This is a genomic window from Streptomyces sp. NPDC048288 (assembly GCF_043201555.1).
Taxonomy (GTDB): domain Bacteria; phylum Actinomycetota; class Actinomycetes; order Streptomycetales; family Streptomycetaceae; genus Streptomyces.
Window position 1 is genome coordinate 108,211 of sequence record NZ_JBICZD010000004.1, and the last position, 26,807, is coordinate 135,017.

Below are 26,807 nucleotides of genomic sequence, written 5' to 3' on the forward strand. Positions count from 1 at the left end.
CAGCCGTTCGACACGTTCGGAACCGGCCTCAAGCCTGAACACTTTCGAAGGGGAAAAATATGCTGTTCATTGACGGAATCGCAAGGCCTGGAAGCGGCCCGGGCTTCGCACTTATCGACCCGGTCTCGGAAGAGGTCATCGCCGACGAATCCACCGCGAGCACGTCCGAGGTGGATGAGGCCGCGCGTGCGGCCGCAAACGCGCTACCTGCATGGGCAGCGCGTACCCCTGCACAGCGCGCTACCTGTCTCCTCGCGGTGGCCGATGCTCTGGCGGCCCACGCTTCCGAGCTCACCGACATCGAGGTGCGTGAGACGGGCAAGCCGCGAGCTGTCTTCGCCGAGGGCGAGCTCCCCTTCGGGCTCGACAATCTTCGCTTCTTCGCTGGCTCGGCGCGATCTCTCGAGGGCTCAGGGGCCGGTGTCCTGAGCGCCGGTTACACTTCACTCCTCGTCCGCCGGCCAGTCGGCGTCATAGCCGGAATCACCCCGTGGAACTTTCCCCTCGTCATGGCGATCTGGAAGATGGGCCCAGCCCTGGCAGCGGGCAACACGATCGTGCTGAAGCCGTCGCCGCAGACGCCGTCCTCCACCGTACGTCTCGCGGAGATCGCCCACGAGGCCGGGCTTCCAGCGGGCGTACTCAACGTGGTTACCGGCGGCCCCGAGATCGGCGAGGCACTGGTAACACACCCGAAAGTCGCAATGGTTTCCATCACGGGGTCGACCCGGGCAGGGCGAGCCGTCGCAGCCGCCGCGTCCGCAAGTTCAAAGCGACTCCACTTGGAACTGGGAGGCAAGGCTCCGGCTCTCGTGTTCGCTGATGCAGACCTGGCTTCCACCGCGGAGGGCATCGCCGTAGCGGCGACCTACAACACAGGCCAAGATTGCACTGCAGCGACGAGGGTTTACGTGCAGCGCGAGGTGCATGACGAACTGGTCGAAGCAATTGCCGACCGCTTCCGAACGATACGCATCGGTCGGCCAGATGACCCGACCACGGACATCGGGCCGCTGATTTCCCTTGAGCATCGTGAGAGAGTTCACGGGTTTGTCACCCGCGCGATCGCTGCCGGGGCCACTGCGCGCTGCGGGGCAGCTGTGCCATCCGGGCCCGGGGCGTTCTACCCGCCGACCCTGCTGACCGACGTTTCGCAGGATGCGGAGATCGTGCAGGAAGAGGTCTTCGGCCCGGTACTGACGGTCATTCCGTTCGAGACAGAGGCCGAGGCGGTTTCACTCGCCAACGACACCGCGTTCGGGCTCGCCTCCTCCGTGTGGACCAGCGACGGACAACGAGCACTGCGCGTCGCACATCAGATCGAAGCTGGGGTGACATGGGTAAACGACCATCTACCCATCGCATCGGAGGCGCCGCACGGTGGGCGCAAGGCCAGCGGCTACGGCAAGGACATGAGTCACGAAGCCGTGCTCGAGTACACGGTGACTCACCACGTCATGCTGCGCCACTCCAAGGAGCTCGTTCACAATGTATTCCGGCCGGCGTGATCGGGGCACGCACGCACCGAACCTCTACGGGGTGGCCTGCGGAAACGGCTGGCACGGCTCAATGACACACGCCGCCGTCAGAACGGGCGGGGTTCGGCCGAACAGACAGCCGCCACCGCCGCACCTGTCCCCGTGCTCACTAACAACCAACTCCACAGCGTTGTCTGGGACTGTTATCTCAACCGATCATGGAACGTGCGGGTCGAACAGCTTTCCCGCCGGGGTGATCTCCCCGTTGTGCGCGCATGAAGACAGGGCCTCTTGGTAGCTCGGGGATGCGAATCTAGCCAAGCAATGCCGGGAGGCCCTGGTGTCGTTGTTGTACGCGTCCGGGCCCGTTCATTTCAACTCGGCTGCTCCATCGTGTGATTGCCTCGCGCACGTGTACGGCAACGCGGCCGGTCATCCCGGTCGGGAACGCCGGTATCCGTCGGACATGACGGACGCGGAGTGGGCGGTTATCCGGCCGTTGCTGCCGGTGCCGGCCTGGTTCCAGGGCCGGGGCGGGCGGCCGGAAAGCTACTGCCACCGACAGCTGCTGGACGCGATCCGCTATCTGGTCGCGGGCGGTATCTCGTGGCGGGCGTTGCCTGCGGACTTCCCCGACTGGGGCCGGGTTTACGCCTTCTTCCGTCGCTGGCGCGAGCACGGGCTGATCACCGGGTTCCATGACCGGCTGCGCGGGAAGGTCCGTGAGCGCGAGGGCCGTGAGGCCGAGCCCACGACGGGGATCATCGACGCTCAGTCGGTGCGGGCCGCCGCGACAGTGCCGGCCTCTTCACGCGGCTACGACGGCGGGAAGAAGGTGCCCGGGCGCAAGCGGCACATCGTGACCGACTGCCTCGGCCTGCTCCTGGTCGTCGCGGTCACCGCCGCGAACATCGGCGACCGGGACGCCGCCACGGGCCTGCTGAGGCAGCCGCGCCGTCTTCACCGCGACATCACCCTCGTCTGGGCCGACGGCGGCTACACCGGCTCCCTCGTCGACTGGTGCCGTCAGAAACTGGCGCTGACCTTGGAGATCGTCAAACGCACCGACGACATGTCAGGGTTCGTGGTGCTGCCCAGACGCTGGGTGGCAGAGCGCACGTTCTCGCGCAGGCTGGCCCGGGACTACGAGACGCTGCCGGGCAGCAGCGAGGCGATGATCCGGTGGTCGACGGTCACGCGGATGAGCCGGCGTCTGGCACGGCCACGGGCCGCCGGCAGACGCTGAATGCCCCCGACGTCTCCTGCACGAGCCACCCTCCGCTCCGCCAGACGCCGGGCCTTCGAGCGCACCCCCTCGACCTTCGCCGACGTTGTCTCCAGACCCAGCCGAACCGTGATCTCCCTGGCCTTCACCGGCCCCTGGCCCTCGGGCTGCCGCTCGTCGAGCACGCCCAGAATCCGCTGGTGGTCCGGCGCCAGCACCGTCACCGGCAGTCCTTCGCGCCACGGAGGCACGATCGAGCCCGGCACCGGCGCGGGCGACGACACGGTTTCCGCCTCCGCCCCGCTCACGGCGGTGGTCTCGGCAGCCGAGGCCGCCAAGGCCTCGACCAGTTCCTCCCGTGCGATCACCCGCCGGTCCAGCTCGATCTCCGCGGCCTCCAACGCCCCGGCCAGCCGCGCGACTTCCTCCCGCAGTCCTTCCCCCCTCACCCGGGCCGCCGTCTCCCGCTCCTCCAGCATTCCCAGAACCGACGCCATAGCGCACCCCTCACTCACGGAGCGGAAACAGGAACGCCGGATCCCTCCCTCATCCAGAGCCACACCATGCCTGACCAGCAGAAATCAACCGATCACGTTCGGTTGAGATACGGCTTCTAAGGGGCGCAGAAAAGTCACAGTCGTTCGCCGAGAGGTGCGGACGGGCGAGGTCGGGGAGTGGTGCTCACCGGCCCCGTCTCGCGTTCTTTACGGCCGTTTGATCACGGTAGGGTTACTCTCGGGCGTCTGTGAGTGACCGGAAAGGCCCCGACGCCCGGCATTCAGCAGTCGCACATCCACGGGTCCCGCGCATGTCACGCCGAGTCCAGCCTGCCACGGAAGAAAGCAGGTGCAGATTTCCTCAGCTTCCGCTCGGCGCAGGAGACCTCCATGACCGCCATGCCCGCCTCACCCCCCGCTCTCGCCGCCCCAGCCGGGGACTCCGGCTATCTGGTGCAGCTCGCCCGTGACGAGGACGACGTCCGGGCCGCACAGCGGCTGCGCTACCAGGTGTTCGCCGGAGAGATGGGAGCCCGGCTCGACGGGCCGGAGCCGGGACTGGACGTGGACGCCTTCGACGCGTACTGCGACCACCTGCTCATCCGCGAGGCCCTCACCGGCGAGGTCGTCGGCACCTACCGGCTGCTGCCGCCGGAGCGTGCCGCGGTCGCCGGCCGCCTCTACTCCGAGGGCGAGTTCGACCTGAGCACGCTCGCCCCCATCCGCTCCGGCCTCGTCGAGGTCGGCCGCTCCTGCGTGCACCCCGCCCACCGCGACGGTGCCGTCATCGGCCTGATCTGGGCCGGCATAGCCCGGTACATGGTCGACCGCGGCCACGAGTGGCTGGCCGGCTGCTGCTCCGTCCCGCTCGCCGACGGCGGCGCCCTCGCCGCCGCCACCTGGGACCGGGTGCAGGCCAAGCACCTCGCACCGGAGGAGTTCCGGGTACGGCCCCTGAACCCCTGGGTCCCCACCGTGCCGGCCGCCGAGGGCCGTACCGAGCTGCCCGCGCTGCTGCGCGGGTACATCCGCCTCGGCGCCTGGGTGTGCGGCGAGCCCGCGCACGACCCGGACTTCGGGGTGGCCGACATGTACGTGCTGCTGTCGATGCGCCGCGTCAACGCGCGCTATCTGCGGCACTTCCTCTCGCTCGTCCCGGCCTGATGAGCGTCTGGCTGCCCAGCGCGCCCTGCACCCCGGGCGCCTGCGTGGAGCGCGCGGGGACCCTCACGGCCCTGCCCCGGGCCGTGCTGCGGTTCACCGCGGTGGTGTTCCTGATGCTCGTGGCGATCGCGCTGCTCCCGCTCGGCGGGCGGATCCCCGCCGAGTGGGTGCGGCGGTTCTCCAGGACGCTGGTCCGGGCCGCCGGGGTCCGGATCCGGATCACCGGCAGCGCACCGGCCACGGGCGGGGTCCTGCTGGTCGCCAACCACATCTCCTGGATGGACATCCCGCTGCTGGCCGCCGTACGGCCCGCGCGGATGCTCGCCAAGAAGGAGATCCGCGAGTGGCCGGTGGCCGGCGCGCTGGTGGCCGGGGCCGGGGCCCTGTTCATCGACCGGGACCGGCTGCGGGCCCTGCCGGACACGGTCGGCCGGATCGCCGGGGCGCTGCGGGAGGGGGCCGCGGTGGTCGCCTTCCCGGAGGGCAGCACCTGGTGCGGCCGCGCCCAGGGCCGGTTCCGCCGGGCCGTGTTCCAGGCCGCGCTGGACGCCGACGCGCCCGTGCAGCCGGTGCGGCTGCAGTACCGGCTGGCAGCGGGAGAGGCCAGCACCGTGCCCGCCTACGTCGGCGAGGACACGCTGCTGGCCTCCCTGTGGCGAGTGGTGACGACCCGCGGCCTGGTGGCCGAGGTGGACGTACGGCCGCTGATACCGGCCGGCACCCACCCGGACCGTCGTACCCTCGCCGGCGCCGCCCAGCCGGTGACCCACGAGCCGGCCTGGACGCACGCGGCTCTGGTGAGCCCCGGGCGGGGCTCTCAGTGGTCGGTCTCCAAGTGGAGCTTGAGCAAGTCGACGCCGTAGTCGCCGCCGTTGGGCGTGCGGATGATGGTGTGGATGTGCTGCTGGGTCGGCGTGCCGCCCGGACCGCCCGTCCCACCGCCGCCGCCCGGCTGGCCGGTGGGCATCCCGCCGGTCGGCTGCCCGGTGGGCTGGCCCGAGGGCCGGCCGCCGCCCGTGCCGGTCTTCGTGCCGTAGGCGAGCGGCGACTGGGCGTCGTACTCGATGAGGACGACGGGGCTGTGCACCCGGTAGTAGAAGGCCGAGGTGTCCTTGGTCTTGCCCAGCCAGTAGAAGTACGTCTGGTCCAGGTGCTTCTCCACCTCGGTCATCCTCACCTCGGCGTGTCCGTCGTCCATGTAGCCGACGTACACGCGGACCAGGTCCAGGAGCTTGTCCCGCTGGGCCGAGGTGAGTTCGGAGCCGGGCAGGCCCTGGTGGGCGAGCTTCAGGTTGTCGGAGCCCGCGCCCGCCTGCATGTCGGTGCCGGACTTGCTCACCTTGGAGTCGATCACCTTGGCGCGCTGGGCCGAGGTGAGGGACCGGATCAGGGCCAGACCGGCCTTGGTCTCCGGCTTGAAGAGGGTGATCTTCTCGCCCTCGTAGGTGGCCGAGGTCGGCTCGGAGCCCATGAAGGTCGGGGTCATCACGACCTGGTCGCCGAGCACGAAGTAGTTGATCGCCACGTGGTGGCCCTCGTACTGGAAGCCCCAGGGCTTGCTGGTCGACGGGGTGCCCATGAAGGTGAAGAAGTAGGCGCCCTCGGTGAGGGTGTCCCGGTTGCCGCCGTTGTAGTCGCCCAGGAACTGGTTGAGCTTCATGATGTTGCGGGTCTGGGTGAGCCCCTTCGCGGACAGCGCGGCACCGAGCAGCGCGAAGCCCAAGTCCCGCTTCTTGTCCGTGATGTCGCCCATCCGGACGCCCTTGCGCTCGTAACCGTCGACGTTGCTCCAGGCCAGCCACTCGTCGTCGTCCACGTCGAAGGTGCAGGAGGTGCGCTCCTTCTGGCTGAGGCCGTCCAGGAACGCCTGCGCGGCCTGGACGACCTTGTCCGTGGAGACGTCGGTGGAGTGGATCGCGTACAGGTCGTCGACGACCTTGCCGTCCGTGGTGAGGCCCACGAAGTCCTTGTACTTGACCTCGCTCTGGCCGGGGCCCATGCCGCCGGCTCCGCCGGGGCCGCCCGAGGGCATGGAGCCGCTCGGGGCGCCGGAGGGCGAACCGGACGCGTTCGAGGAGCCGTCGGAGCAGCCGGTCATGGTCGCCAGCGCGGCGATCCCGCCGGTCAGCAGCGCCTTGTTCATGAACCAGCGGCGGGAGCGCTCGGCTTCGGGGGTGCGGGGGTGGTGTCCGTGCATACCCCCAAACTTCCGAAGCAACCTGAAGCGATCCTGAAGATCGTCAGGGCAGGGAACGGGCCAGATAGGGCGCCGTGACGCTGTCCGCCGCCCGGGCCACCACGGCCGGCGGGCCCGCCGCCACGATCCGGCCGCCCCGGTCCCCGCCGCCCGGACCCAGGTCGATCACCCAGTCCGCGCCCGCCACCACGGTCATGTCGTGCTCGACGACCACGACCGTGTGCCCGGCGTCCACCAGCCCGTGCAGCTGCCGCATCAGCACCTCGACGTCGGCCGGATGCAGTCCCGTCGTCGGCTCGTCCAGGACGTAGAGGGTGTGGCCGCGCCGGCCGCGCTGCAACTCGCTCGCCAGCTTGATCCGTTGGGCCTCGCCGCCGGACAACTCCGTGGCGGGCTGGCCCAGTCGCAGATAGCCGAGGCCCACGTCCAGCAGGGTGCCCAGGCTGCGCGCCGCGGCCGGGGTGTCCGCGAAGAAGGCCGCCGCGCTCTCCACGGTCAGGTCCAGCACCTCGGCGATGTTCCGTCCCCGGTACGGCACTTCGAGTGTCTCCGGGGTGTAGCGGGCCCCGCCGCAGTCCGGGCAGGGCGCGTAGGTGCTGGGCAGGAACAGCAGCTCCACGCTGACGAACCCCTCGCCCTGGCAGGTCTCACAGCGTCCGCCGGCCACGTTGAAGGAGAAACGCCCGACGCCGTACCCGCGTTCCCGCGCCTCGCCGGTGGCCGCGAACACCTTCCGTACGACGTCGAACAGGCCGGTGTAGGTGGCCAGGTTGGACCGTGGCGTGCGGCCGATCGGCCTCTGGTCGACCGACACCAGGCGGCCGACGCCGTTCAGTTCCTCGGTGATCTCGCCGATCAGCGTCGACTTGCCGGACCCGGACACCCCGGTCACGGCGGTGAGCACGCCCAGCGGGAACTCGGCGGTGACCGCGCGCAGGTTGTGCCGGGTGACCGGGCCGACCTTCAACAACCCCTTGGCGGAACGGAGTTCACGCGGGGGAGCGGGTTCCGGCGCGAACAGGCAGCGGGCCGTGGCCGACTCCGCCACCCCGGCCAGCTCCGCCACCGGTCCGCTGTGCAGCACCTCCCCGCCGTGCTCGCCGGCCCCGGGGCCGACGTCCACCAGCCAGTCGGCGCCGCGCACCACGTCCAGGTGGTGCTCCACCACGAACACCGAGTTCCCGGCCGCCTTCAGCCGGTCCAGGACGGTGAGCAGCGCCTCGGTGTCCGCCGGGTGCAGCCCGGCGGACGGCTCGTCCAGGACGTAGACGACACCGAACAGCCCGGAGCGCAACTGGGTGGCCAGGCGCAGGCGTTGCAGCTCGCCCGCCGAGAGGGTGGGGGTGGCGCGGTCGAGGCTGAGATAGCCGAGGCCCAGTTCGACGACCGGGGCGATCCGGGAGGTGAGGTCCGCGGTGAGGACGCGCGCGGCCTCCGAGCCGGGGCCGCCGTCGAGCAGTGCGGCCAGCCCGGTCAGCGGCAGCGCGGCCAGCTCGGCGATGGTACGGCCCCCGAAGGTCACCGCGAGGGCCTCCGGACGCAGCCGGCCACCGCCGCACACCGGGCAGGGCGCGCTGGTCAGGAACCGCTCCGCCCGCGCCCTGAGGGCCGGGCTCCTGGAGTCCGCGAAGGTCTTCAGCACATACCGTCGGGCGCTCATGTACGTGCCCTGGTAGGGCCGTTGGATGCGGTCGGCGTCCCGGACCGGATGCACGGTGACCACCGGCTGCTCGTCGGTGAACAGGATCCACTCCCGCTGCTCGGCGGGGAGCTCGCGCCAGGGGCGGTCGACGTCGTGGCCGAGCGCGTCCAGGATGTCCCGGAGGTTCTTGCCCTGCCAGGCCCCCGGCCAGGCGGCGATCGCGCCGTCGCGGACGGACAGCGACGGGTCGGGGACCAGCGACTCCTCGGTCGCCCGGTGCACCCGGCCCAGACCGTGGCACTCGGGGCAGGCCCCCGCCGCCGTGTTGGGGGAGAACGCGTCGGAATCGAGCCGCTCGGCGCCCGGCGGGTAGTCGCCCGCCCGCGAGAACAGCATGCGCAGCGAGTTGGACAGGTTGGTGACCGTGCCGACCGAGGAACGGGAGGTGGGCGCGGAACGGCGCTGCTGCAGCGACACCGCCGGCGGCAGCCCGCTGATCTCCCCGACCTTCGGCGCCCCGACCTGGTGGATCAGCCGGCGCGCGTACGGCGCGACCGACTCGAAGTAGCGCCGCTGGGCCTCGGCGTAGATCGTGCCGAACGCCAGCGACGACTTCCCCGAGCCGGACACACCGGTGAAGACCGCCAGCACATCCCGGGGAATGTCCACGTCGACGCCCTTGAGATTGTGCTCACGGGCGCCCCGGACACGGACGTACGGGTCGTGGGGGCTGTGCATCGGGCGGAACTCCGTGACGGGTGACTCGCGGGACCAGGGACAAACCCCGCGATCCTAGCCCGCCCCTCGTGAACCGCCGCTACTGCGGAGGGTTGCCCTGGTCGCGGGAGCGGTCGATGTAGTCGTCGGCCTGCTTCTGGGCCGCGTCGACCTGGGACTGGTACTTGTTGCCGGTCCGCTGGTCGATGGTGTCGCCGGCCTTCTCGACGCCCTTCTTGGCCTGGTCCTCGTGGCCCTTGAGCATCCCCTTGAGCTTGTCCAGCATGGACATGGCAGCCCTCCTCGTTGGTTGAGGCTTCCGCTCCCAGCGTCACCGCCCCCGGCCCGCTCCGCATCTCGGCGGTGGTCCCCGTGCGGGCCCGGCGTGCCTGTGCGAGCTTGGAAGACGCGGATTCCCGCCGACCGCAGAGCCGATCCCAGCGCCGTCCGCAGAAAGGCCCGGCCCCATGAGCACTCCCGGTTTCGGATTCGGACGCAGTCCCTTCGAAGAGTTCGACGAGCTGATGTCCCGCTTCTTCGGCGGATCCGGACCGGGCACCCCGGCCCGCCGCCCGCAGCGCGTCGACATCGGCAGCCTGCTCTCCGAGCGGGCCCGGGAGCTGGTCGCCGAGGCGCGCGACCTGGCGGCCGTCGAGGGCAGCGAGGAACTGGACGCCCGGCATCTGCTGGCCGCCGCCACCACCCACGACTCCACCCGGCGGCTGCTCGCCGAGGCGGGCGCCGACCCGGACCAGCTCCGCGAGCGGCTCACCGCCGGGCACGGCGGCGGCGAGAAGACCGAGCCCACCGCCCTGACCCCGGCCGCCAAGCGGGCCCTGCTCGACGCCTACCAGGTCTCCCGCGCCGAGGGCGCCTCCTACATCGGCCCCGAGCACCTGCTGCGCGCGCTCGCCGCGAACCCGGAGTCGACGGCCGGGCGGGCGCTCGGCGACAGCGGCTGGGAACCGACCCGGATGCCGGCCGAGGGCGCGCCGGAGCGCAAGAAGCCCAGCACCACGCCGACCGTCGACGAGTACGGCCGTGACCTCACCGAGGACGCCCGGGCCGGCCGCCTGGACCCGGTGATCGGCCGCGACGAGGAGGTCGAGCAGACCATCGAGGTGCTCTCCCGGCGCAGCAAGAACAACCCGGTGCTGATCGGCGACCCCGGCGTCGGCAAGACGGCCATCGTGGAGGGGATCGCCCAGCGGATCGTCGCCGGGGACGTGCCCAGGACCCTGGAGGGCAAGCGGCTGGTCTCCCTGGACCTGGCCGGGATGGTGGCCGGCACCAAGTACCGGGGCGAGTTCGAGGAGCGGCTGAAGAAGCTGCTCGACGAGGTCAAGGAACACGGCGACGAACTGGTGCTCTTCCTCGACGAGTTGCACACCGTGGTCGGGGCCGGCGGGGGCGGCGACGGATCGCTGGACGCCGGCAACATCCTCAAACCCGCCCTCGCCCGGGGTGAGTTGCACCTGATCGGCGCGACCACCGTCGACGAGTACCGCAAGCACATCGAGAAGGACGCGGCCCTGGAGCGCCGGTTCGCGCCCATCCTGGTCGGCGAGCCCACCGTCGACGACACCATCGAGATCCTGCGCGGACTGCGCGACCGCTACGAGGCCCACCACCAGGTCCGCATCACCGACGAGGCTGTGGTGGCGGCCGCCGAGCTGTCCGACCGGTACCTCACCTCCCGGTTCCTGCCCGACAAGGCGATCGACCTGATGGACCAGGCGGCGGCCCGGGTCCGGCTGCGGTCCAAGACCCCGCCGGCCGACACCCGGGACGTCGAGGACCGGCTCGCCGCCCTGAACCGGGAGAAGGACCAGGCCGTCGCCGACGAGGAGTACGAGCGCGCCAAGGAACTGCGCGACCGCATCAAGGCGGCCGAGGGCGAGCTGGAGCAGGCGGGCAAGGCCGAGGAACAGGCACCGAAGGTGACCGCCGAGGACATCGCCGAGGTCGTCTCCCGCACCACCGGCATCCCGGTCGCCCAGCTCACCGAGGAGGAGCGGGAGCGGCTGATGAAGCTGGAGGAGCACCTCCACGAGCGGGTCGTCGGGCAGGACGAGGCGATCACCGCCGTCGCCCGCGCGGTCCGCCGCGCCCGCGCCGGCATGAGCGACCCGAACCGCCCCGTGGGCAGCTTCCTCTTCCTCGGCCCGACCGGTGTCGGCAAGACCGAACTGGCCCGCGCCCTGGCCGCCGCCCTGTTCGGCGACGAGACCCGCATGATCCGCCTCGACATGAGCGAGTTCCAGGAACGGCACACGGTCTCCCGGCTGGTCGGCGCCCCGCCCGGATACGTCGGCCACGAGGAGGCCGGGCAGCTCACCGAGGCGGTGCGCAGGCAGCCGTACGCCGTGCTGCTCCTGGACGAGGTGGAGAAGGCGCACCCGGACGTCTTCAACACCCTGCTCCAGCTCCTCGACGACGGCCGCCTCACCGACTCCCAGGGCCGTACCGTCGACTTCAAGAACACGGTCGTCATCATGACGTCGAACATCGGCGCCGACCGCATCCTGGCCGCCGGCACGGAGGACTACACCAAGGTCCGCGAGGCGGTCATGCCGGCCCTGCAGCAGCACTTCCGCCCGGAGTTCCTCAACCGGATCGACGAGATCATCGTCTTCCGCGGTCTGGACCGCACCCAACTGCGGGAGATCGTCGACCTGTTGCTGGAGCACACCCGGCGCCGGCTGCACGCCCAGGACGTGAGCCTCGACGTCACCGACACGGCCGCCGCACTGCTCGCCAACCTCGGCCACGAGCCCGACTTCGGCGCCCGCCCGCTGCGCCGCACGATCCAGCGCGAGGTCGACGACCGCCTCGCCGACCTCCTGCTCTCCGGCCAGCTCGTCGCGGGCGACCGCGCGGTGGTGGACGCGGCCGACGGCCAGATCGTGATCCGCTCGGACAAGCCCGCGACGGTCTAGACGCTCGGGACGGTCCGGACGGCCCGGATGGTCCACACCGGTCTAGGTGCGCACGATCGAGGCGAGCCGCCGGTAGGAGTCCAGCAGGGCCGTCCGGTCGTAGGTGCTGGTGGTGACCAGCACCTCGTCGGCGGCCGTCTCCTTCAGGACCGCCTCCAGCTCGTCGGCCACCTGCTCCTCGGTGCCGGCGAGCCGGCCGGTGAGGCCGGACTCGTAGAAGCCGCGTTCCTTCGCGGTCATGGGCCGGGTCTCGACCGACTCGGCCGGGGGGAGGGGCGGGAAGGAGCCGTGGGTGCGCGAGTACGCCATCGACCAGGCCTCCGGGACGAGCAGCCGGCGGGCCGCCTCGGGGGTGTCGGCGACGGCGATCGTCCCCGAGATCACGACGTACGGCTCGGCCGCCCACGGGGAGGGGCGGAAGCGGTCGCGGTAGTGGTCGATGCCGCGCCGCATCTTCTCCCGGTCGCGCAGGTCGCCGATGACCATCGGCAGCCCGGCGCGGGCCGCGATGCCGGCGCCCTCGCCCATCGCCAGCACGAACGGCGGTACGCGCAGCCCCTCCGCCGGACGGGCCCGCACCCCGGTCGGCGAGGTGCCCTCGAACCAGCCGAGGAGCTCGCCGAGCTGTGCCGCGAAGTCCTCGGCGTCGTCCCGGTCGCGGCCCAGGGCCTTGCGCACCCCGCCGGTGAAACCCACCGACCGGCCCAGCCCCATGTCGATCCGCCCCGGGTACAGCGACTCCAGCACGCCGAACTGCTCGGCCACGACGAGGGATTGGTGGTTCGGCAGCATCACGCCGCCGGTCCCGACCCGGATGGTCCGGGTCGCGGCGGCCACGGCGGCGGCCAGCACGGTCGGCGCGGAACCGGCGACCCCGGGCACCCCGTGGTGCTCCGACACCCAGAAGCGGTGATAGCCCAGCGCCTCCAGCTCCCGCGCCAGCGCCACGGTGTCCCGCAGCGCCTCGGCGGGCGGGTGGCCCTCCCGGGTGCGGGAGCGGTCGAGGACGGAGAACCGGGTCCGGGCGGTCAGCGCGTTCACAGAGGGTTCAACACCGGGGCGGCCACAGGATTCCCGCGGGCGCTCAGCCCCCGGGCCGCAGCAGTCCGCGCTCGTACGCCCTGACCAGGTGCTGCGGGACCAGGTGCCGGACGCCGTCGACCGTCACGGGTACGAGCGGCGGGGTGCTCGCCTTCCACTGGGCGCGGCGGTGGCGGGTGTTGCTGCGGGACATCCGGCGTTTGGGGACGGCCATGGGGCTACTCCTCGGTGCTGTGAGGGGCGGGCAGACACCGGGACGTTATATGAAAATGGATCCCATTAGCAATTGATAGGGTTGCCGGGTGACCGAGAGCAGCGGACGTCCGATCGCCGTGTTCGACATCGACAACACCCTCGCCGACACCGCGCACCGGCAGCGGTTCCTGGAGCGCAAACCCCGGGACTGGGACGCGTTCTTCGCGGCGGCGCCGCACGACCCGCCGATCGCCGAGGGGGTCGCGCTGGCCGTGGCGAACGCGCAGGAGTGCGAGATCGTCTACCTGACCGGGCGGCCCGAGCGCTGCCGGCGCGACACACTGGCCTGGCTCCAGGAGCACGGGCTGCCCGAGGGGCGCGTGCGCATGCGGCGCAACGCGGACCGCAGGCCCGCCCGGCACACCAAGCTGGAGATCCTGCGCCGCCTCGCCGAACGGCGCGAGGTGCGGGTCCTCGTCGATGACGACGAGCTCGTGTGCGACGACGCGGAGCGGGCCGGGTTCACCGTCGTACGGGCCCGCTGGGCCGACCGCTCGGCGGCGCTGGAGCAGGCCCAGGAGGGTGAGGGGCGGACCTGAGGGCCGTTTCGGCGGTCCTCGGCGGTCCTCGTCAGTCCTCGTCCTCGATGCGGAAGCCCACCTTCAGGCCCACCTGGTAGTGCTCGATCCGGCCGTTCTCGATCTGGCCCCTGACCTGTGTCACCTCGAACCAGTCCAGGTTGCGCAGGGTCTGGCCCGCGCGGGTGACACCGTTGCGGATGGCCTGGTCGATGCCCTCGTGCGAGGTGCCGACGATCTCGGTGACCCGGTAGGTGTGGTTCGTCATCGGGAGTGCTCCTCTCGTCGTCACTCCACCGTGCCGCATCCGGAAGCGGAGCGCGAGGCGTCGGTTCCGGTCCGCCGGTACCCCTTGACCCTTCGCATTGGTCCATACCAAAATCCCGTACACCCGTATGAGCCCCGGTGCTCGTTCCCCCACGTCGGGCCCTTCCCTGTGCGTCGGCCAGAACAGGAACCCCTCGTGAGACGTCGTCCGCTCGCTCTCGTCTGTGTGTCCGCCGCTCTGCTGAGCGCCTGCAGCGTCCTGCCGGGCGGAGACGGCGGGCGGCACACGGTCACGGTCTGGCTGATGCAGAACAGCGCGTCCAAGGAGTTCCTGCGCCGGTTCACCGAGGACTTCGAGCGCAGCCACAAGGACATCCGGCTCGACATCCGCATCCAGCAGTGGACCGGGATCGTGGACAAGGTCCAGACCGCACTCAAGGGCGACTCCGACGACGGCCCCGATGTCATCGAGGTCGGCAACACCCAGGTCCCGCAGTACGTCGAGGACGGCCGGCTCACCGACCTCACCCTGGAGTCGATGCGCGACTGGGGCAAGGAGCACTGGCTGCCGGGTCTCGCCGAACCCGGCCGGGACGACTCCCGCCAGTACGGCATCCCCTGGTACGCCGCCAACCGGGTCGTCATCTACCGCAAGGACCTCTTCGAGAAGGCCGGCATCACCTCCCCGCCGAAGACCCGCGAGCAGTGGCTGGCCGACACCGAGAAGCTCAACTCCGGCGGCAACCAGGGGATCTACCTCGCCGGACAGGACTGGTACACCCTCTCCGGGTTCATCTGGGACGAGGGCGGTGACCTCGCCGAGCAGACGGACGCCGCCTGGAAGGGCACCCTGGACAGCCCGGCCGCGCTGCGCGGCATGGACTTCTACCGGCGGCTCCAGGCGCTCGGCAAGGGACCCGCGGACGCGGACGAGGAACACCCGCCCCAGGCCGGGGTGTTCGCGGGCGGCGACGTCGCGCAGATCATCGCGGTGCCCGGCCTCGCCCAGTCCGTCGTCCAGGCGAACCCGCGGCTCAAGGACGAGATCGGGTACTTCCCGGTGCCGGGGCTCACCGCCGCGCACCCCGGCGCCGTCTTCACCGGCGGCTCCGACCTCGTCGTACCGCAGAACACCGACCGGCCCTACGACGCGACCGCCGTCGTGGGTGCCCTCACCGGCGCCAAGTGGGACACCGAACTGGCCCGCACCATGAACTACGTGCCCAACAAGACCACCCTGGCGGGCGCGGTCGCCGGGGAGCAGGGGGTCGCCGCCATGGCGGCCGGAGCCGCGCGGGGACGGGCGACCCCGCACACCCCGGACTGGCCGGCCGTCGAGGCGGACAACCCGATCAAGGGCTGGATGACCGCGGTGCTCGGCGGAGCGGACCCCGCGACCGAGGCCCGCCGCGCCTCGCGGCGCATCACCGAACTGCTGGCACCGAACTTCGGGTGACCTGGCGCATACGGGTGGGCAGCGCCCCGCAAGGGGCGCGGGGCACTGCGCGACCAGCCACGACGGCGCCGCCGCCGACGACTCTGCGGACGAACTCTGCGGACGAACTCAGCGGGCCACACTCAGCGACAGCGCGAAGCGCCCCTCCCTGTCGGTCCACCAATGGGCCAACTCCAGCCCCGCACCCGCCAGTTCGGCGGTCACCCCGTCCCGCCGGAACTTCGCGGACACCTCGGTCCGCAGCTCCTCGCCGGCCGCGAAGTCCACCGCCAGGTCGAGCGCCGGCACCTTCACGGTCTGCGCGACCCGCGAGCGCAGCCGCATCTCGATCCACTCCTGCTCCGCGTCCCACAGGGCGACGTGGTCGAAGGCGTCCGGGTCGAAGTCGGCGTCCAGTTCACGGTCGACGACGGCCAGGACGTTCTTGTTGAACTCGGCCGTCACCCCGGCCGCGTCGTCGTACGCCCGGACCAGGACCTCCTCGTCCTTGACCAGGTCGGTGCCGAGCAGCAGCGCGTCGCCGGGGGCGAGCAGCCGGCGCATCCGGGCCAGGAACACGGCGCGCTCGGCGGGCAGCAGATTGCCGATCGTGCCGCCGAGGAACGCCAGCAGCCGGGGCCCCGGGGTCTCGGGCAGCTCCATCCGGCCGGTGAAGTCGGCGATCAGGGCGTGCACGGACAGTCCGGGCCGCTCCTCGATGAGCGCTTCCCCGGCCTGGGTGAGCGCGCTCTCGCTGACGTCGACCGGCACGTACACCTCAAGTCCGGTGAGCGCGTCGATGAGCAGCCGGGTCTTCTCGGAGGAGCCCGAGCCCAGCTCCACCAGGGTGCGGGCACCGCTCGCGGCGGCGATCTCGCCGGACCGGGCGAGCAGGATCTCCCGCTCGGCCCGGGTCGGGTAGTACTCGGGCAGTTCGGTGATCTCCTCGAAGAGCTCGCTGCCCCGGGCGTCGTAGAACCACTTCGGCGGCAGCGTCTTGGGGGAGGCCGTGAGGCCGTTCAGGACATCGGCGCGCAGCGCGGCGTCCGTGGCGTCCTCGGGGAGGGTGCGGGTGACACGGAGGGGACTCACGTACAGGGCTCCTTAGGGGATGCGGATGCCGGGTCCTCGACGCGGGCGGGCTCGATCGGGGTGAGTACGACGCCCGAGCGGCTCGCGGTGAGCAGGGTGCGGTCGGGGACCTCCCGCCAGCGCGGGTCGTCGTCGTACGGCTCGGAGGCGACGACGGTGCGGCCGGGTTCGGAGAGGTGGCAGAGGCTGTCGCCCCAGGCGGTGGCGGCGATGGTCTCGCCGTCGGTGAGGAGGAGGTTGAGGCGGGCGGCGGGGGCGGCCCCGGCCACCTGGAGAACCGTTTCGGCAAGGGCCGGGCCCGGATCCGCGCCGGACCGCAGCCGGTGCAGGACCAGCGCCCAGACGAACGCCGAGTCGGTGCGCGCCTCCATGGACAGCAGGTCGGCCGGGGGCAGCAGGGGGACCAGCGGGGCCATGGAGTGCGGCCAACCGGGAATCGCCCCGTTGTGGCTGAACAGCCAGCGGCCCGCGGCGAACGGCGCCGCCGCGGCCTCCCCGTCCGCGCCCGCCAGCGTCGCGTCCCGTACGGCGGCGAGCAGCGCGCCGGTGCGGACGACCCGGGCGAGGTCCGCGAAGGACGGGTCGCCCCAGATCGGCACCGCCCGCCGGTAGCGGGCCGGCTGCGGATCCTCCGGGGCGTACCAGCCCACCCCGAAACCGTCGGCGTTGACCGTCCCGTACCGCTGCCGCCGGGGCGCCCACGACTGCCGGTACAGGGAGTGCTCGGGGTCCACGAGGAGCCGGCCGAGCGGCTCCTCGGGTCCCAGGCAGGCCAGATGACGGCACATCAGGCGGTCTCCGCGTCACGGGCGGTGCGGAAGCCGGAGAAGATCTGCCGCCGGATCGGGTAGTCCCAGTTGCGGAACGTGCCCCGGCAGGCCACCGGGTCCACGGCGAACGAACCGCCGCGCAGCACCTTGTGCTCGGGGCCGAAGAACACCTCCGAGTACTCCTTGTACGGGAAGGCGCTGAAGCCGGGGTACGGGAGCAGGTCGCTGGAGGTCCACTCCCACACGTCGCCGATCAACTGCCGCACACCCAGCGGCGATTCACCCTCGGGATAGCTGCCCGCCGGGGCCGGGCGCAGATGCCGCTGGCCGAGGTTGGCGTGGGCCGGCGCCGGGTCGGCGTCGCCCCAGGGGTAGCGGCGCGAGCGGTTCTCGACCGGGTCGTGCCGGGCCGCCTTCTCCCACTCGGCCTCGGTGGGCAGCCGCCGCCCGGCCCAGCGGGCGTAGGCGTCCGCCTCGTACCAGCACACGTGCAGCACCGGCTCCTCGGGCGGGACGACCTCGGTGACCCCGAACCGGCGGCGCAGCCACTGGCCGCCCTCCCGGTGCCAGAACTGCGGCGCCGAGATGGCGTGCCGCCGGATGTGCGCCCAGCCCTCCGGGGTCCACCAGCGCTCCTGCTCGTAGCCGCCGTCCTCGATGAACGCCAGGTACCGGCCGTTGGTGACCGGGGTGGTGTCGATCCAGTAGGCGGCCACCTCCCGCCGGTGCGCGGGGCGTTCGTTGTCCAGCGCCCAGGGCTCGGTGGAGGTGCCCATGGTGAACGGACCGCCGGGGACCAGGACTTCGGCCGGGCCGGTGAACGGCGGCGCCGGGTCCGGGTCGGGGGCGGTCAGGGCCTGCGGGCCCGTGCGGAGCTGATGGGTGATCAGCATGGTCTCGTCGTGCTGCTGTTCGTGCTGCGCGATCATCCCGAAGGCGAAGCCCGCCTCGGTCAGCCGGGTGCCGCCGAACGCCGCGCTCTCCAGCAGGTCCAGCGCCCGGCCGCGCACCTCCGCCGCGTACTGGCGGGCCTCGGCGGGCGGCAGCAGCGGCAGCGAGGGCCGCTCGGAACGCGGGTGCTCGAAGGCGTCGTACAGCGTGTCGATCTCGGGGCGCATCGGCTCCCGGCCGCCGACGTTGCGCAGCAGCCAGAGCTCCTCCTGGTTGCCGATGTGCGCGAGGTCCCAGACCAGCGGGGACATCAGCGGGGAGTGCTGGGCGGTGAGATCGGGCTCCTCGACACAGCTGGTCAGCAGTGTGGTGCGGTCGCGTGCGGTGGTGAGGGACTTCAGCGCCCGGTCACGCAGCGTCTCGATATCGATGTCGGCCTCGGTCTCGGTCATGCGCTGATCTCCTTCCCCTGGGCGCGACCGGCGGTGCCGCGCAGTCGGTCCAGCAGGTCGTCGGCCGGGCAGCGGCCCGGCAGGACGTACCGGTCCTGGTACGCCCGTACGGCGGCCACGACCTCGGGGGCCGCGCCGAGCCGGGGCAGGGCTTCCAGCGCCGCCGCGAAACAGGCGACGGCCGCCTCGTGCAGCTCCGGGTCGCCGAGCCCGGACCGGGCCGCGTCGATCCACAGCGGGTTGTGCGGGGCGGGCAGCGACATGGCGCGCTCGGCCAGCGGCTTCACCGTCCGGTAGGCGGTCTCGGCGGCCACCGGGTCGTCGAACAGCGCCGCCGTCACCGCCAGCGGCACGATCCACCCGTCGTCCCCTGGCTGCGCGTCGATCATCCGCAGCTCCAGGTGGCCGCGCGGCCGGACCGGCGGGAACAGCGTGGTGACGTGGTAGTCGAGATCCGCCCTGGTGGGCGCCCCCGACCGGGTCCACTCCCGGAAGGTCAGGCCCTCGGGCACCTCCCAGGGGCCGTTGTCCCGCCGTACGCACATCACCGGGGAGTCCAGGACGTGCCGGGCCCAGGCGGCCCGGGGGTCCCCGTCCAGCGGGGGCGCGCCCGCGCGGCCCGCGCCGATCTCCAGCCACAGCAGCTGCCGGGTGGAGAGCCAGCCGGTGGGACGACGGCCGACCAGCGGGGAGTTGGCGAACGCGGCCACCAGCACCGGGCCCAGCTGATGGGCCAGCCACCAGCGGCGGGTGTGCCCCAGCGGGCCGGGCTCCTCGTGGCCGGCGTCCAGGCAGACCTGCACGGAGGCGGAGGCGCACATCATGTGGCGGCCCGCCGGGCCGGTGCGGTCCAGGCAGGTCTCCATCGCGTCGTAGCGCGGTTCGCGCAGGAAGCGGCGGGGGGTGTGCCAGGGATCGTGACCGACGCCCGTGAGCCCGAGGTCCTGTTCGGCGAGGACCGTACGGACGGCGTCCAGGTCGGCGGAGACGGTGCCGATGCACTCCGTGAGGGAGGCGGCGGGCGGCGAGCTGAGCTCCAGCTGGCCGCCGGGTTCGACGGTGAGCGCCGACCCCAGGGGCACCGTGCGCAGTGCGGCGTAGGCCGCTTCGAGTCGTTCGGATGTGACGGGGAGCTGCGGCCGGCGCAGCTCGTGGACCAGCCATTCCACTTCGACCCCGAGGGTGCGGGGCGGGCCGGTCTTGAAGCAGATGCCCTTGACCAGGGCCTCCACCTCGGCCTCGGTGACGGCGGTGCGGTCGTCCGAGAAGTCGGTTCGCACCGACCCGCCGGTACAGTCGCCGCTGTCGGATATTGAGTCGGACATGTCGGGATCCTCCTGAGATTCCACCATGTCGCCGGCCCGGCCGTGGAGGGGTCCGGGGCGGCATCGTCCGTCCCAGCCAAGACCTTCGCGTCGATTCGCACAAGGGTGCCCATGGGGACGTTCTAGATCGGTAACCTCTGCTTCCTTGTGTGTTTCCGACCGTTTTGGGCGCAGGAAACTCCGTTGCACGGCATCACCAGCATCGCTCAGGATGCTGGTATGAGCACGACGGGGGAGGCCGCGCGGGCCGCGGTCATGGCGTCCACGGGGGTGGCGCCATGAGTGCGCGCCTGCGCGGTATCGCCCAGCAGAACGAACAGATCGTGGCGGCGGGGCGCTATCCCGCACCCGACGGCCGGGAGGTCGTCCTGGCGGCCGGCATCGCGGCCGCGCGGGCGGGCACGCGGATGTACGGCCCGGAACCGGTGCCCGTACCGGAACCGCCCGCCGCTCCCGTGGAGCCGGTCGTCGAGGTCACCGGCGAGAGCAGCCTGGAGGCCGCCCGCCGGCTGGCCGACACCCCGGTGGCCGTCCTGAACTTCGCCTCGGCACGCAACCCGGGCGGCGGATACCTCAACGGCGCCCAGGCGCAGGAGGAGGCCCTGTGCCGCGCCTCCGCGCTCTACACCTGCCTGCGCGAGGTCCCCGAGTACTACGACCATCACCGCGCCCACCGCGACCCCTTCTACACGGACCGCGTGATCCACTCCCCGGCCGTCCCGGTCTTCCGCGACGACCGCGGCCGGCTCCTCGCCGACCCCTACCGCGCGGGCTTCCTGACGGCCGCCGCCCCCAACGCGGGGGTCGTCCGCCGTACGGCCCCGGAGCGCGCCGGTGAACTGCCAAGCGCCCTCGCCGTCCGCGCCGAGCGGGTCCTGGAGGTGGCCGCCGCGCACGGCTACCGGCGGCTGGTCCTCGGCGCCTGGGGCTGCGGGGTCTTCCAGAACGACCCCGCGCAGGTCGCCGGGGCCTTCCGGGGGCTCATCGCCCCCGGCGGACGGTTCGCGGGGACCTTCGAGCACGTGGTGTTCGGGGTCCTGGACCGTACGCCGGGATCGGCGGTCCGGGCGGCCTTCGCCGACGCGTTTCAGGCCCTGGCGGCGGGCTGACGCCTCACTTCCAGCCGTAGCGCTCGTGCAGCCGGTTGCGTACGAGGTTGAAGCGGCCCCGGTCGAGCGCGCAGGCCTCCCGGCGCATCCCGTCCTCGTGCAGCCGCAGCACGCGGTCCACGTCCACCCAGGAGTCGCGGCCGGAGCGGTCCCACGGCCCGCTGCCGATCGCCACCCACTCGCGGTCGTTGTCGTGCCGCTTGCTGGACAGCTGCACGGCCAGCAGGGTGCCGGCCGCCTCACGGGCGACGACCAGCACCGGCCGGTCCTTGCCCCGCCCGTCGTTCTCCTCGAAGGGCACCCAGGTCCAGACGATCTCGCCGGGGTCGGGGTCGCCGTCGTGGGCGGGGGAGTACTCGGTGCGCACCCTGCCGACCTCGTGCGGGTCGGCCTCGGTGGTCGCGGTGGGGCCGTAACGGCCGGGGACGCTCTCGTCGTCGGTAAACGCAGTCACGAGGGCACCCTAAGGGGCCTCGGCCTGCGAGAACAGGCGGGGTACCGGTACGGCGCGGCTCGGCCTCGATCAACTCGGCGGTGACCTCGGGGCGTTCGAGGTGCGGCAGGTGACCGGCCTCCGGAATCGGCTCGAACCGGCCCTGCGGGAAGGTTTTCGCCCAGGCGGCTCCGTACCCGGACGTGACGACACGGTCGCTCTCGCCCCGGGCAGGTCCTCGCCGAGTGCTTCGCCGGGCTGTCGGCGGGGGAGCGGGAGACGCTGCTGGGGCGGCTGAACGCCCTGGAGTGAGCGCCGGGTTGGACGGGCCGCGGGTTTTGCGCGCGCGAGTGGGCCCCCGTTCCGGACCGGAACGGGGGCCCACCGCCGTCGGTTACTCGTCGCCGTCCTGCTCCAGCGGGACCTTCTGCGACTTCGGGGCCGTGGCCCCGTTGAGGACCGGTGCGCTCCCGGCGGGTGCCGGCTGGCCGTTCTGGTTCATCGACGACAGGAGCTGGCGGGCGAGGCCGAGGCCCGTGCCGCCCATGGTGAGGGCCTTGGCGAACATCTCGGCCATGCCGTCGGCGCCGTTGAGCAACACCATGTTGTCGACGTTGCCGAAGGCGGACGCGCCGGCCTTGACGATCTCCGGCCAGTTCTCGGCGAGTTGCTGGGCGACGACCGCCTCCTGGTTCTCGGCGAGGGCGGCGGCACGGGCCTTGATCGCCTCCGCCTCCGCGAGCCCCTTGGCCTTGGTCGCCTCGGCGTCGGCGAGGCCCCTGGCCTGCGCCGCGGCCGCCTCGGCCTCACCGGTGGCCCGGGTCGCCGCCGCGCTGGCCGCACCCCGGGACTTGGTCGCCTCGGCCTCGGCACCCGCGGCCGTCTTGACCCGGGTCGCCTCGGCCACCGCCGCCAGCTCCGTCTCCTTCGCCTTGGCCTGGGCCGCCGAGATCCGCGCGTCACGCTCGGCCTCGGCCAGCGTCCGCTTCTCGTAGGCCCGGGCGTCGGCCGGCTTGCGGACGTCCGCCTGGAGCTGCTGCTCCCGCCGGTGCGCCTCCAGCTCGGCGACCCGGGTCTCCTGGACGACGACCTCCTGCCGGGCGGCCGCGTCGGCGAGCGGACCGGCCTGGCGGGCCTGGGCCGCCGCCTTGTCCCGCTCGGCCTGGTAGCCGGCCTGGAGGATCTCGCTGTCCCGGGTGGCCTCCGCCATCCGGGCGAACGACTGCTGTTCCGCCTCGGTGGCGAGCCGGTTCGCCTCCGCCTGCGCGATCCGCGCGTCCCGCTGCACGGCCGCCGCGTGCGGCATCGCCAGGTTCTGGATGTACCCGGTCGGGTCCTCGATCTCATGGATCTGCAGGGAGTCCACGATGAGCCCCAGCTTCTCCATCTCCGTGCCGCAGGCGGCCCGGGTCTGACCGGTGAGCTTGTCCCGGTCGCGGATCATGTCCTCGACCGTCAACCCGCCCACGATGGACCGCAGATGACCGGCGAACACGTTGTGCACCCGCTCGGACATCATCTTCTGCTGGTCCAGGAAACGGCGGCCCGCGTTGGCGATCGACACGAAGTCGTCGCCCACCTTGAAGATGACCACACCCCGCACCTTCAGCGGAATGCCCTGCTGGGTCACGCAGTCCACCGACAACTCGGTCTCGTTCAGGTCGAGGGACATCTTGCGCACCGCCTGCACGCCCGGCAGCACCAGCGTGCCGCGCCCCGTGACGATGCGGAACCCCATCCCCTCTTCGAGCCCCTCGGTCCGGTGCTTCGAACCGGAGATGATGAGCGCCTCGTTCGGCTCGGCCACCCGCCACATCATCTTGAACAGACCGATCAACACGAGCACGGCGACAACCGCCGCCCCCGCAACGACGCCGACAACCATCGGCATACGCCCCCTTTGCATGGTGCCCTTTCGGCACCGAACGAAGGGAGTGTGCGCCCGCGTGAGCGCCGGGTGAAGACACCGGCGAATCCTTGTTGCAGTCTTAACGCATACGCCCCTCACCTGGGGCTACACGCGCTCAACTGTCGTACGCGGGAGTGACGTAGACCGTCCTCGGCGGCAGGTACTCGACCACCATCACCACCGTGCCCCGCTCGAACCGGCCGGTGCTGTCGGCGGCGTACGCGAGGAAGTGCTCGGCGCCCCCGCGCACCCTGACCATCACCTCGCCGACGAGCCCGGGCCCGACCGTTCCGGTGACCCGCCCCATGAGCCCGACCATCGACGCATCGTCCATGGTCAGAGGGTACGGGCAGGTCAACCGGCAGGAAAGCCGCCCGCCCTCACGCGGCCGGGGAGTCCACGGGCACGGCCCGCGGCGGCCAGTGCTCGTGCCAGCGCAGCGCGGCCTCCAGCTGGGCGGCGACGGAGACCAGCAGCGGCTCGCTGTCCGCCGGTCCGAGCAGCTGGGCACCCACCGGCAGCCCGTCCCCGACGAATCCGGCGGGCACGTTGACCCCCGGCCAGCCCAGCACGTTCCACGGCCAGGCGTAGGGACAGGCGGCGATCATCGCCCGGTCGGTGGCGAACTGGCCGAGGCCCAGCAGCGCGCCGATCCGGGGCGGGGGAGCGGCGGTGGTCGGCGCGAGGACCACGTCGTACGACGCGAAGAAGCCGCCGATCCGGCGTCGCAGTCCGGCCTCCGCGCGCCGGGCGGCCCGCAGCGGGACCCCGCCGAGCAGCCGGCCCAGGCGGGCCGCCTCCAGGGTGCGCCTGTCGAGGAGCCGGGGGTGCGGTGCCTCCCGGACGCGCTCGGCGATCCCGACGGTGGCGCGCGGCATGAAGGAGAGCCCGATCTGGCCGTAGGGCGGGTCGGCCTCCTCCACCGTGTGGCCCAACGCGGCGAGTTTCTCGGCGAGTTCGAGAATCCGGGCGCGGACGTCCGGCTGCAGGCGGGCGGGCAGCGCGGTGAACGGCGGCTTCAGGGAGAGCGCGATGCGCAGCCGCCCGGGGTCGCGGCCCACCGCGTCGGCGAGGGTCAACCGGGGCGGCTGATGCGGGTCCTGGGGGTGGTTCCCGCTCGCCGCGTCGAGCAGCAGCGCGGCGTCGGCGACCGTCCGGGCCAGGGTGCCGTTGACCGTGATGCCCTGGAAGGACTCGCCGCGCGGCCAGGTGGAGATGCGGCCGCGCTGCGGTTTGATGCCGACGAGATGCGTCCAGGAGGCCGGGATGCGCACGGATCCGGCGCCGTCCGAGCCGAGCGCCGCCGGTACGAGCCCCGCCGCGACGGCGGCCGCCGACCCGCCCGAGGACCCGCCCGGGGTGTGCTGGAGCTGCCACGGATTGCGGGTGTCGCCGAAGGCCGGCCCCTCCGTGAACGGCCACTGCCCCAGCTCGCAGGTGTTGGTCTTCCCGATGATCACCGCTCCGGCCGCGCGCAGCCGTCGTACGGCCTCCCCGTCCTCGGCCACCGGCGGGAAGTCGCCCCGGCAGCCGAAGGCGGTCGGCTCGCCGGCCACGTCCATGTCGTCCTTCACCGCGACCGGCACCCCGAGCAGCGGACGGCGCACACCGGCGGCCAACTCCCGGTCGGCGGCGTCCGCTTCGGCGAGCGCGGCCGAAGTGCGCACGATCCGGAAGGCGTTGAGGGAACCCTGGGTGGCCTCGATCCGCGCCAGGCACGCCTCGACCAGCTGACGTGACGTCACCTCACCCGCCGCCAGGGCGCGTACGGACTCGGCGAGACCTGCGGAACGGTCGTACGGCATAGGGGCAACCCACCTCCGGCGGTACGGCATTTACCGGAGAGTAACGTCGATCCGGTCCCCGCAGTACAGGTTTCGCACAGCCGGCGTCCAGCTGTGCCCCAGTCCCGCTCAAAGCATTGACGTGAACCTGCCGCTCCTCTTACTTTCTGCGCGACTTCTCGAACCCAGTTCGAAATACCGGACGCGCCGCACTGTGTCCGCGTCTGCACGAGCCCCCGGGAGAGCCGCCGTGACCACACGTCCCCCCACCCCGTCCCGCCCCACGCCGTCCCGCCGCACCCTGCTCCGCGCGCTGGCCGCGCTGCCGGCCACCGCCCTGGTCCTGGGCGAACTGCCCGGACTGCTCGGCACGGCCGAGGCCGCCGCCCCCGCGAGCGGCTACGCCACCCGCTACACCATCGTCCCGTTCCTCGACAGCGACGACGGCACGGTGAACGTCTACCAGTCCGACGACGCTACGGACTTCCGCCTCCTGCAGTCCTCGGCCTACACCCCGCCCAGCAACCGCATCCGCGACGCGAGCGTCTTCAAGCACACGGACGGCTACTACTACATCACCTACACCACCCACACCTGGGAGGACGAGAGCACCACCATCGGCTTCGCCCGCAGCGCCGACCGCGTCAACTGGACGTTCCTGTACGACTACACGGTCCCGATCACCAACCTGTCCCGGGCCTGGGCGCCCGAGTGGTTCGTGGACAGCGACGGCAGCGTCAACATCATCGTGTCCTGCTCCACCACCGACGACGAGTGGATCTTCACCCCGTACCTCCTGACGGCCACCGGCTCGGCCCTCACGGCCTGGACGTCACCGGTCGCCCTCTCCGGCATCGGCTCGAACCACATCGACACGTACATCGTGAAGGTGGGCTCCACCTACCACGCCTTCACGAAGAACGAGACCGCGAAGTACATCGAGTACGGCACGGCATCCGCCCTCAAGGGCCCCTACACGATCTCCGAGACCGGCGACTGGGCGGGCTGGGGCAGCTACCGCGAGGGCCCGTCCGTCATCCAGCTCGACAACGGCGGCTGGCGCGTCTTCTTCGACGGCTACGGCGACGGCACCTACTACTACAGCGACAGCTACGACACCTTCGCCACCTGGAGCACCCCCACGGCCCTGCCGACGCTCTCCGGCACGGCCCGCCACTTCACGGTCATCAAGGAGACGGTGTCGGGCGGCCCGTCGGTGACGAAGAACGCGACCCGTTCCTTCCAGTCGGCCAACTACACCACGCGCTACTGGGAGGAACAGTCCTCCCTCCTCAACCTGCCCGTGGTGACCAGCTCCAGCGCCTCCGCCGACAAGACGGCCGCCACCTTCACGGTCGTCGCCGGCCTCGCCGACTCCAACGCGTACTCCTTCCGCGACTCCGCCGGCAACTACCTCCGCCACTACAACTTCCGCGCCCGCTTCGACACCAACGACGGCACCACCACCTTCGCCAAGGACGCCACCTTCATCGCCCGCACCGGCTCCACCAGCAGCGCCGTCCGCTTCGAGTCCTACAACTACCCCGGCTACTACCTGCGCCACTACAACTACCAACTCCGCGTGGACATCACGCCCGGCACGGACCTCTTCCGCCAGGACAGCTCGTTCGTCCCGGCGACGGCCTGGGCCTGACCTGGGGCACCGC

Annotated in this window: 24 protein-coding genes; 9 read left to right on the forward strand and 15 right to left on the reverse strand. The window is 71.9% G+C overall.

All coding sequences use genetic code 11. The features are described 5' to 3' along the window. Positions 1 to 59: 59 nt before the first annotated feature. Complete coding sequence (locus tag ACGFZS_RS15970; protein WP_393795545.1) at positions 60 to 1,508, forward strand: aminobutyraldehyde dehydrogenase; 1,449 nt, start codon at positions 60 to 62, stop codon at positions 1,506 to 1,508. Between the two features lie 436 nt (positions 1,509 to 1,944). Beyond that, complete coding sequence (locus ACGFZS_RS15975; protein ID WP_393795546.1) at positions 1,945 to 2,724, forward strand: IS5 family transposase; 780 nt, start codon at positions 1,945 to 1,947, stop codon at positions 2,722 to 2,724. Here the strand turns inward: ACGFZS_RS15975 and ACGFZS_RS15980 are convergent. Continuing rightward, a complete protein-coding gene (locus ACGFZS_RS15980) occupies positions 2,622 to 3,200 on the reverse strand; it encodes a hypothetical protein (RefSeq protein ID WP_393795547.1) in 579 nt (192 codons plus the stop codon). The genes ACGFZS_RS15975 and ACGFZS_RS15980 overlap by 103 nt on opposite strands. Positions 3,201 to 3,590: 390 nt before the next feature. Here ACGFZS_RS15980 and ACGFZS_RS15985 point away from each other — a divergent pair, with 390 nt between their 5' ends. Beyond that, positions 3,591 to 4,364 carry a GNAT family N-acetyltransferase gene (locus ACGFZS_RS15985; RefSeq protein ID WP_393534375.1) on the forward strand — a complete coding sequence of 258 codons (774 nt, stop codon included), beginning with the start codon at positions 3,591 to 3,593 and terminating at the stop codon, positions 4,362 to 4,364. Next, entirely contained in the window at positions 4,364 to 5,227 is an 864-nt protein-coding gene (locus ACGFZS_RS15990) for a lysophospholipid acyltransferase family protein (protein WP_393795548.1), read from the forward strand. Before ACGFZS_RS15985 ends, ACGFZS_RS15990 begins: the two co-directional genes overlap by 1 nt. On the opposite strand, the gene ACGFZS_RS15995 is transcribed toward ACGFZS_RS15990, so the two are convergent. From ACGFZS_RS15995 to ACGFZS_RS16005, 3 genes are all read right to left on the reverse strand, one after another. Next, the gene (locus ACGFZS_RS15995) at positions 5,182 to 6,561 is read right to left on the reverse strand and encodes a DUF3500 domain-containing protein (protein ID WP_393795549.1); all 1,380 of its coding nucleotides are present in this window, start codon (positions 6,559 to 6,561) and stop codon (positions 5,182 to 5,184) included. The genes ACGFZS_RS15990 and ACGFZS_RS15995 overlap by 46 nt on opposite strands. A 43-nt stretch (positions 6,562 to 6,604) precedes the next feature. Next, positions 6,605 to 8,941 carry an ATP-binding cassette domain-containing protein gene (locus ACGFZS_RS16000; protein ID WP_393795550.1) on the reverse strand — a complete coding sequence of 779 codons (2,337 nt, stop codon included), beginning with the start codon at positions 8,939 to 8,941 and terminating at the stop codon, positions 6,605 to 6,607. 79 nt (positions 8,942 to 9,020) lie between these two features. Further along, the gene (locus ACGFZS_RS16005; RefSeq protein ID WP_393795551.1) at positions 9,021 to 9,212 is read right to left on the reverse strand and encodes an antitoxin; all 192 of its coding nucleotides are present in this window, start codon (positions 9,210 to 9,212) and stop codon (positions 9,021 to 9,023) included. Between the two features lie 175 nt (positions 9,213 to 9,387). Between ACGFZS_RS16005 and ACGFZS_RS16010 the strand changes: the two genes are divergently transcribed. Then, positions 9,388 to 11,859 (forward strand): ATP-dependent Clp protease ATP-binding subunit, encoded by a 2,472-nt coding sequence (locus ACGFZS_RS16010; RefSeq protein ID WP_393795552.1) that lies wholly within the window; start codon positions 9,388 to 9,390, stop codon positions 11,857 to 11,859. 42 nt (positions 11,860 to 11,901) lie between these two features. Here ACGFZS_RS16010 and ACGFZS_RS16015 read toward each other — a convergent pair whose 3' ends face one another. Next, complete coding sequence (locus tag ACGFZS_RS16015; protein WP_393795553.1) at positions 11,902 to 12,900, reverse strand: LLM class flavin-dependent oxidoreductase; 999 nt, start codon at positions 12,898 to 12,900, stop codon at positions 11,902 to 11,904. A 43-nt stretch (positions 12,901 to 12,943) separates the two neighbouring features. After that, the gene (rpmF, locus tag ACGFZS_RS16020) at positions 12,944 to 13,114 is read right to left on the reverse strand and encodes a 50S ribosomal protein L32 (protein WP_393795554.1); all 171 of its coding nucleotides are present in this window, start codon (positions 13,112 to 13,114) and stop codon (positions 12,944 to 12,946) included. A gap of 88 nt (positions 13,115 to 13,202) precedes the next feature. Here rpmF and ACGFZS_RS16025 point away from each other — a divergent pair, with 88 nt between their 5' ends. After that, on the forward strand, positions 13,203 to 13,694 hold the full coding sequence (locus ACGFZS_RS16025; protein ID WP_393795555.1) for a hypothetical protein: 492 nt from the start codon (positions 13,203 to 13,205) through the stop codon (positions 13,692 to 13,694). Between the two features lie 31 nt (positions 13,695 to 13,725). Here ACGFZS_RS16025 and ACGFZS_RS16030 read toward each other — a convergent pair whose 3' ends face one another. Further along, a complete protein-coding gene (locus ACGFZS_RS16030; RefSeq protein WP_393795556.1) occupies positions 13,726 to 13,941 on the reverse strand; it encodes a dodecin in 216 nt (71 codons plus the stop codon). A 195-nt stretch (positions 13,942 to 14,136) separates the two neighbouring features. On the opposite strand from ACGFZS_RS16030, the gene ACGFZS_RS16035 reads away from it, so the two are divergent. Further along, the gene (locus tag ACGFZS_RS16035) at positions 14,137 to 15,396 is read left to right on the forward strand and encodes an extracellular solute-binding protein (protein ID WP_393795557.1); all 1,260 of its coding nucleotides are present in this window, start codon (positions 14,137 to 14,139) and stop codon (positions 15,394 to 15,396) included. 108 nt (positions 15,397 to 15,504) lie between these two features. Here ACGFZS_RS16035 and egtD read toward each other — a convergent pair whose 3' ends face one another. From egtD to egtA, 4 genes are read right to left on the reverse strand one after another with little or no spacing between them, the layout of a single operon-like run. After that, entirely contained in the window at positions 15,505 to 16,467 is a 963-nt protein-coding gene (gene egtD, locus ACGFZS_RS16040; protein WP_393795558.1) for an L-histidine N(alpha)-methyltransferase, read from the reverse strand. After that, positions 16,464 to 17,255: an ergothioneine biosynthesis protein EgtC gene (egtC, locus tag ACGFZS_RS16045; RefSeq protein WP_393795559.1), complete on the reverse strand. Its 792-nt coding sequence runs from the start codon at positions 17,253 to 17,255 to the stop codon at positions 16,464 to 16,466. The genes egtD and egtC overlap by 4 nt, the downstream gene beginning before the upstream one ends. Continuing rightward, on the reverse strand, positions 17,255 to 18,580 hold the full coding sequence (gene egtB / locus ACGFZS_RS16050) for an ergothioneine biosynthesis protein EgtB (protein WP_393795560.1): 1,326 nt from the start codon (positions 18,578 to 18,580) through the stop codon (positions 17,255 to 17,257). The genes egtC and egtB overlap by 1 nt, the downstream gene beginning before the upstream one ends. Next, positions 18,577 to 19,905, reverse strand: coding sequence for an ergothioneine biosynthesis glutamate--cysteine ligase EgtA (gene egtA, locus ACGFZS_RS16055; RefSeq protein ID WP_393795561.1), 1,329 nt, complete (start codon positions 19,903 to 19,905; stop codon positions 18,577 to 18,579). The genes egtB and egtA overlap by 4 nt, the downstream gene beginning before the upstream one ends. A 278-nt stretch (positions 19,906 to 20,183) precedes the next feature. Here egtA and ACGFZS_RS16060 point away from each other — a divergent pair, with 278 nt between their 5' ends. After that, positions 20,184 to 21,014, forward strand: coding sequence for a TIGR02452 family protein (locus ACGFZS_RS16060; RefSeq protein WP_393795562.1), 831 nt, complete (start codon positions 20,184 to 20,186; stop codon positions 21,012 to 21,014). A gap of 4 nt (positions 21,015 to 21,018) precedes the next feature. Here the strand turns inward: ACGFZS_RS16060 and ACGFZS_RS16065 are convergent, their stop codons facing one another. The 4 genes from ACGFZS_RS16065 to ACGFZS_RS16080 form a co-directional block, all read right to left on the reverse strand. Continuing rightward, positions 21,019 to 21,468: a type II toxin-antitoxin system PemK/MazF family toxin gene (locus ACGFZS_RS16065; protein WP_393534401.1), complete on the reverse strand. Its 450-nt coding sequence runs from the start codon at positions 21,466 to 21,468 to the stop codon at positions 21,019 to 21,021. Between the two features lie 373 nt (positions 21,469 to 21,841). Then, positions 21,842 to 23,338, reverse strand: a complete 1,497-nt coding sequence (locus tag ACGFZS_RS16070) for an SPFH domain-containing protein (RefSeq protein ID WP_393795563.1) — start codon at positions 23,336 to 23,338, stop codon at positions 21,842 to 21,844. Between the two features lie 133 nt (positions 23,339 to 23,471). Continuing rightward, a complete protein-coding gene (locus ACGFZS_RS16075) occupies positions 23,472 to 23,690 on the reverse strand; it encodes a hypothetical protein (protein ID WP_393795564.1) in 219 nt (72 codons plus the stop codon). Between the two features lie 46 nt (positions 23,691 to 23,736). Continuing rightward, complete coding sequence (locus ACGFZS_RS16080; protein WP_393795565.1) at positions 23,737 to 25,161, reverse strand: amidase; 1,425 nt, start codon at positions 25,159 to 25,161, stop codon at positions 23,737 to 23,739. A 229-nt stretch (positions 25,162 to 25,390) separates the two neighbouring features. On the opposite strand from ACGFZS_RS16080, the gene ACGFZS_RS16085 reads away from it, so the two are divergent. Beyond that, positions 25,391 to 26,794 carry a glycoside hydrolase family 43 protein gene (locus tag ACGFZS_RS16085; RefSeq protein ID WP_393795566.1) on the forward strand — a complete coding sequence of 468 codons (1,404 nt, stop codon included), beginning with the start codon at positions 25,391 to 25,393 and terminating at the stop codon, positions 26,792 to 26,794. Positions 26,795 to 26,807 lie beyond the last annotated feature (13 nt).

Excerpts from the sequence above, each read along its gene's own strand:
- ACGFZS_RS15970 (WP_393795545.1), top strand. The coding sequence starts at position 60 with ATGCTGTTCATTGACGGAATCGCAAGGCCTGGAAGCGGCCCGGGCTTC.
- ACGFZS_RS15975 (WP_393795546.1), top strand. The coding sequence starts at position 1,945 with ATGACGGACGCGGAGTGGGCGGTTATCCGGCCGTTGCTGCCGGTGCCG.
- ACGFZS_RS15980 (WP_393795547.1), bottom strand. The coding sequence starts at position 3,200 with ATGGCGTCGGTTCTGGGAATGCTGGAGGAGCGGGAGACGGCGGCCCGG.
- ACGFZS_RS15985 (WP_393534375.1), top strand. The coding sequence starts at position 3,591 with ATGACCGCCATGCCCGCCTCACCCCCCGCTCTCGCCGCCCCAGCCGGG.
- ACGFZS_RS15990 (WP_393795548.1), top strand. The coding sequence starts at position 4,364 with ATGAGCGTCTGGCTGCCCAGCGCGCCCTGCACCCCGGGCGCCTGCGTG.
- ACGFZS_RS15995 (WP_393795549.1), bottom strand. The coding sequence starts at position 6,561 with ATGCACGGACACCACCCCCGCACCCCCGAAGCCGAGCGCTCCCGCCGC.
- ACGFZS_RS16000 (WP_393795550.1), bottom strand. The coding sequence starts at position 8,941 with ATGCACAGCCCCCACGACCCGTACGTCCGTGTCCGGGGCGCCCGTGAG.
- ACGFZS_RS16005 (WP_393795551.1), bottom strand. The coding sequence starts at position 9,212 with ATGTCCATGCTGGACAAGCTCAAGGGGATGCTCAAGGGCCACGAGGAC.
- ACGFZS_RS16010 (WP_393795552.1), top strand. The coding sequence starts at position 9,388 with ATGAGCACTCCCGGTTTCGGATTCGGACGCAGTCCCTTCGAAGAGTTC.
- rpmF (WP_393795554.1), bottom strand. The coding sequence starts at position 13,114 with ATGGCCGTCCCCAAACGCCGGATGTCCCGCAGCAACACCCGCCACCGC.
- ACGFZS_RS16030 (WP_393795556.1), bottom strand. The coding sequence starts at position 13,941 with ATGACGAACCACACCTACCGGGTCACCGAGATCGTCGGCACCTCGCAC.
- egtC (WP_393795559.1), bottom strand. The coding sequence starts at position 17,255 with ATGTGCCGTCATCTGGCCTGCCTGGGACCCGAGGAGCCGCTCGGCCGG.
- egtB (WP_393795560.1), bottom strand. The coding sequence starts at position 18,580 with ATGACCGAGACCGAGGCCGACATCGATATCGAGACGCTGCGTGACCGG.
- egtA (WP_393795561.1), bottom strand. The coding sequence starts at position 19,905 with ATGTCCGACTCAATATCCGACAGCGGCGACTGTACCGGCGGGTCGGTG.
- ACGFZS_RS16060 (WP_393795562.1), top strand. The coding sequence starts at position 20,184 with ATGAGTGCGCGCCTGCGCGGTATCGCCCAGCAGAACGAACAGATCGTG.
- ACGFZS_RS16070 (WP_393795563.1), bottom strand. The coding sequence starts at position 23,338 with ATGCCGATGGTTGTCGGCGTCGTTGCGGGGGCGGCGGTTGTCGCCGTG.
- ACGFZS_RS16075 (WP_393795564.1), bottom strand. The coding sequence starts at position 23,690 with ATGGACGATGCGTCGATGGTCGGGCTCATGGGGCGGGTCACCGGAACG.
- ACGFZS_RS16080 (WP_393795565.1), bottom strand. The coding sequence starts at position 25,161 with ATGCCGTACGACCGTTCCGCAGGTCTCGCCGAGTCCGTACGCGCCCTG.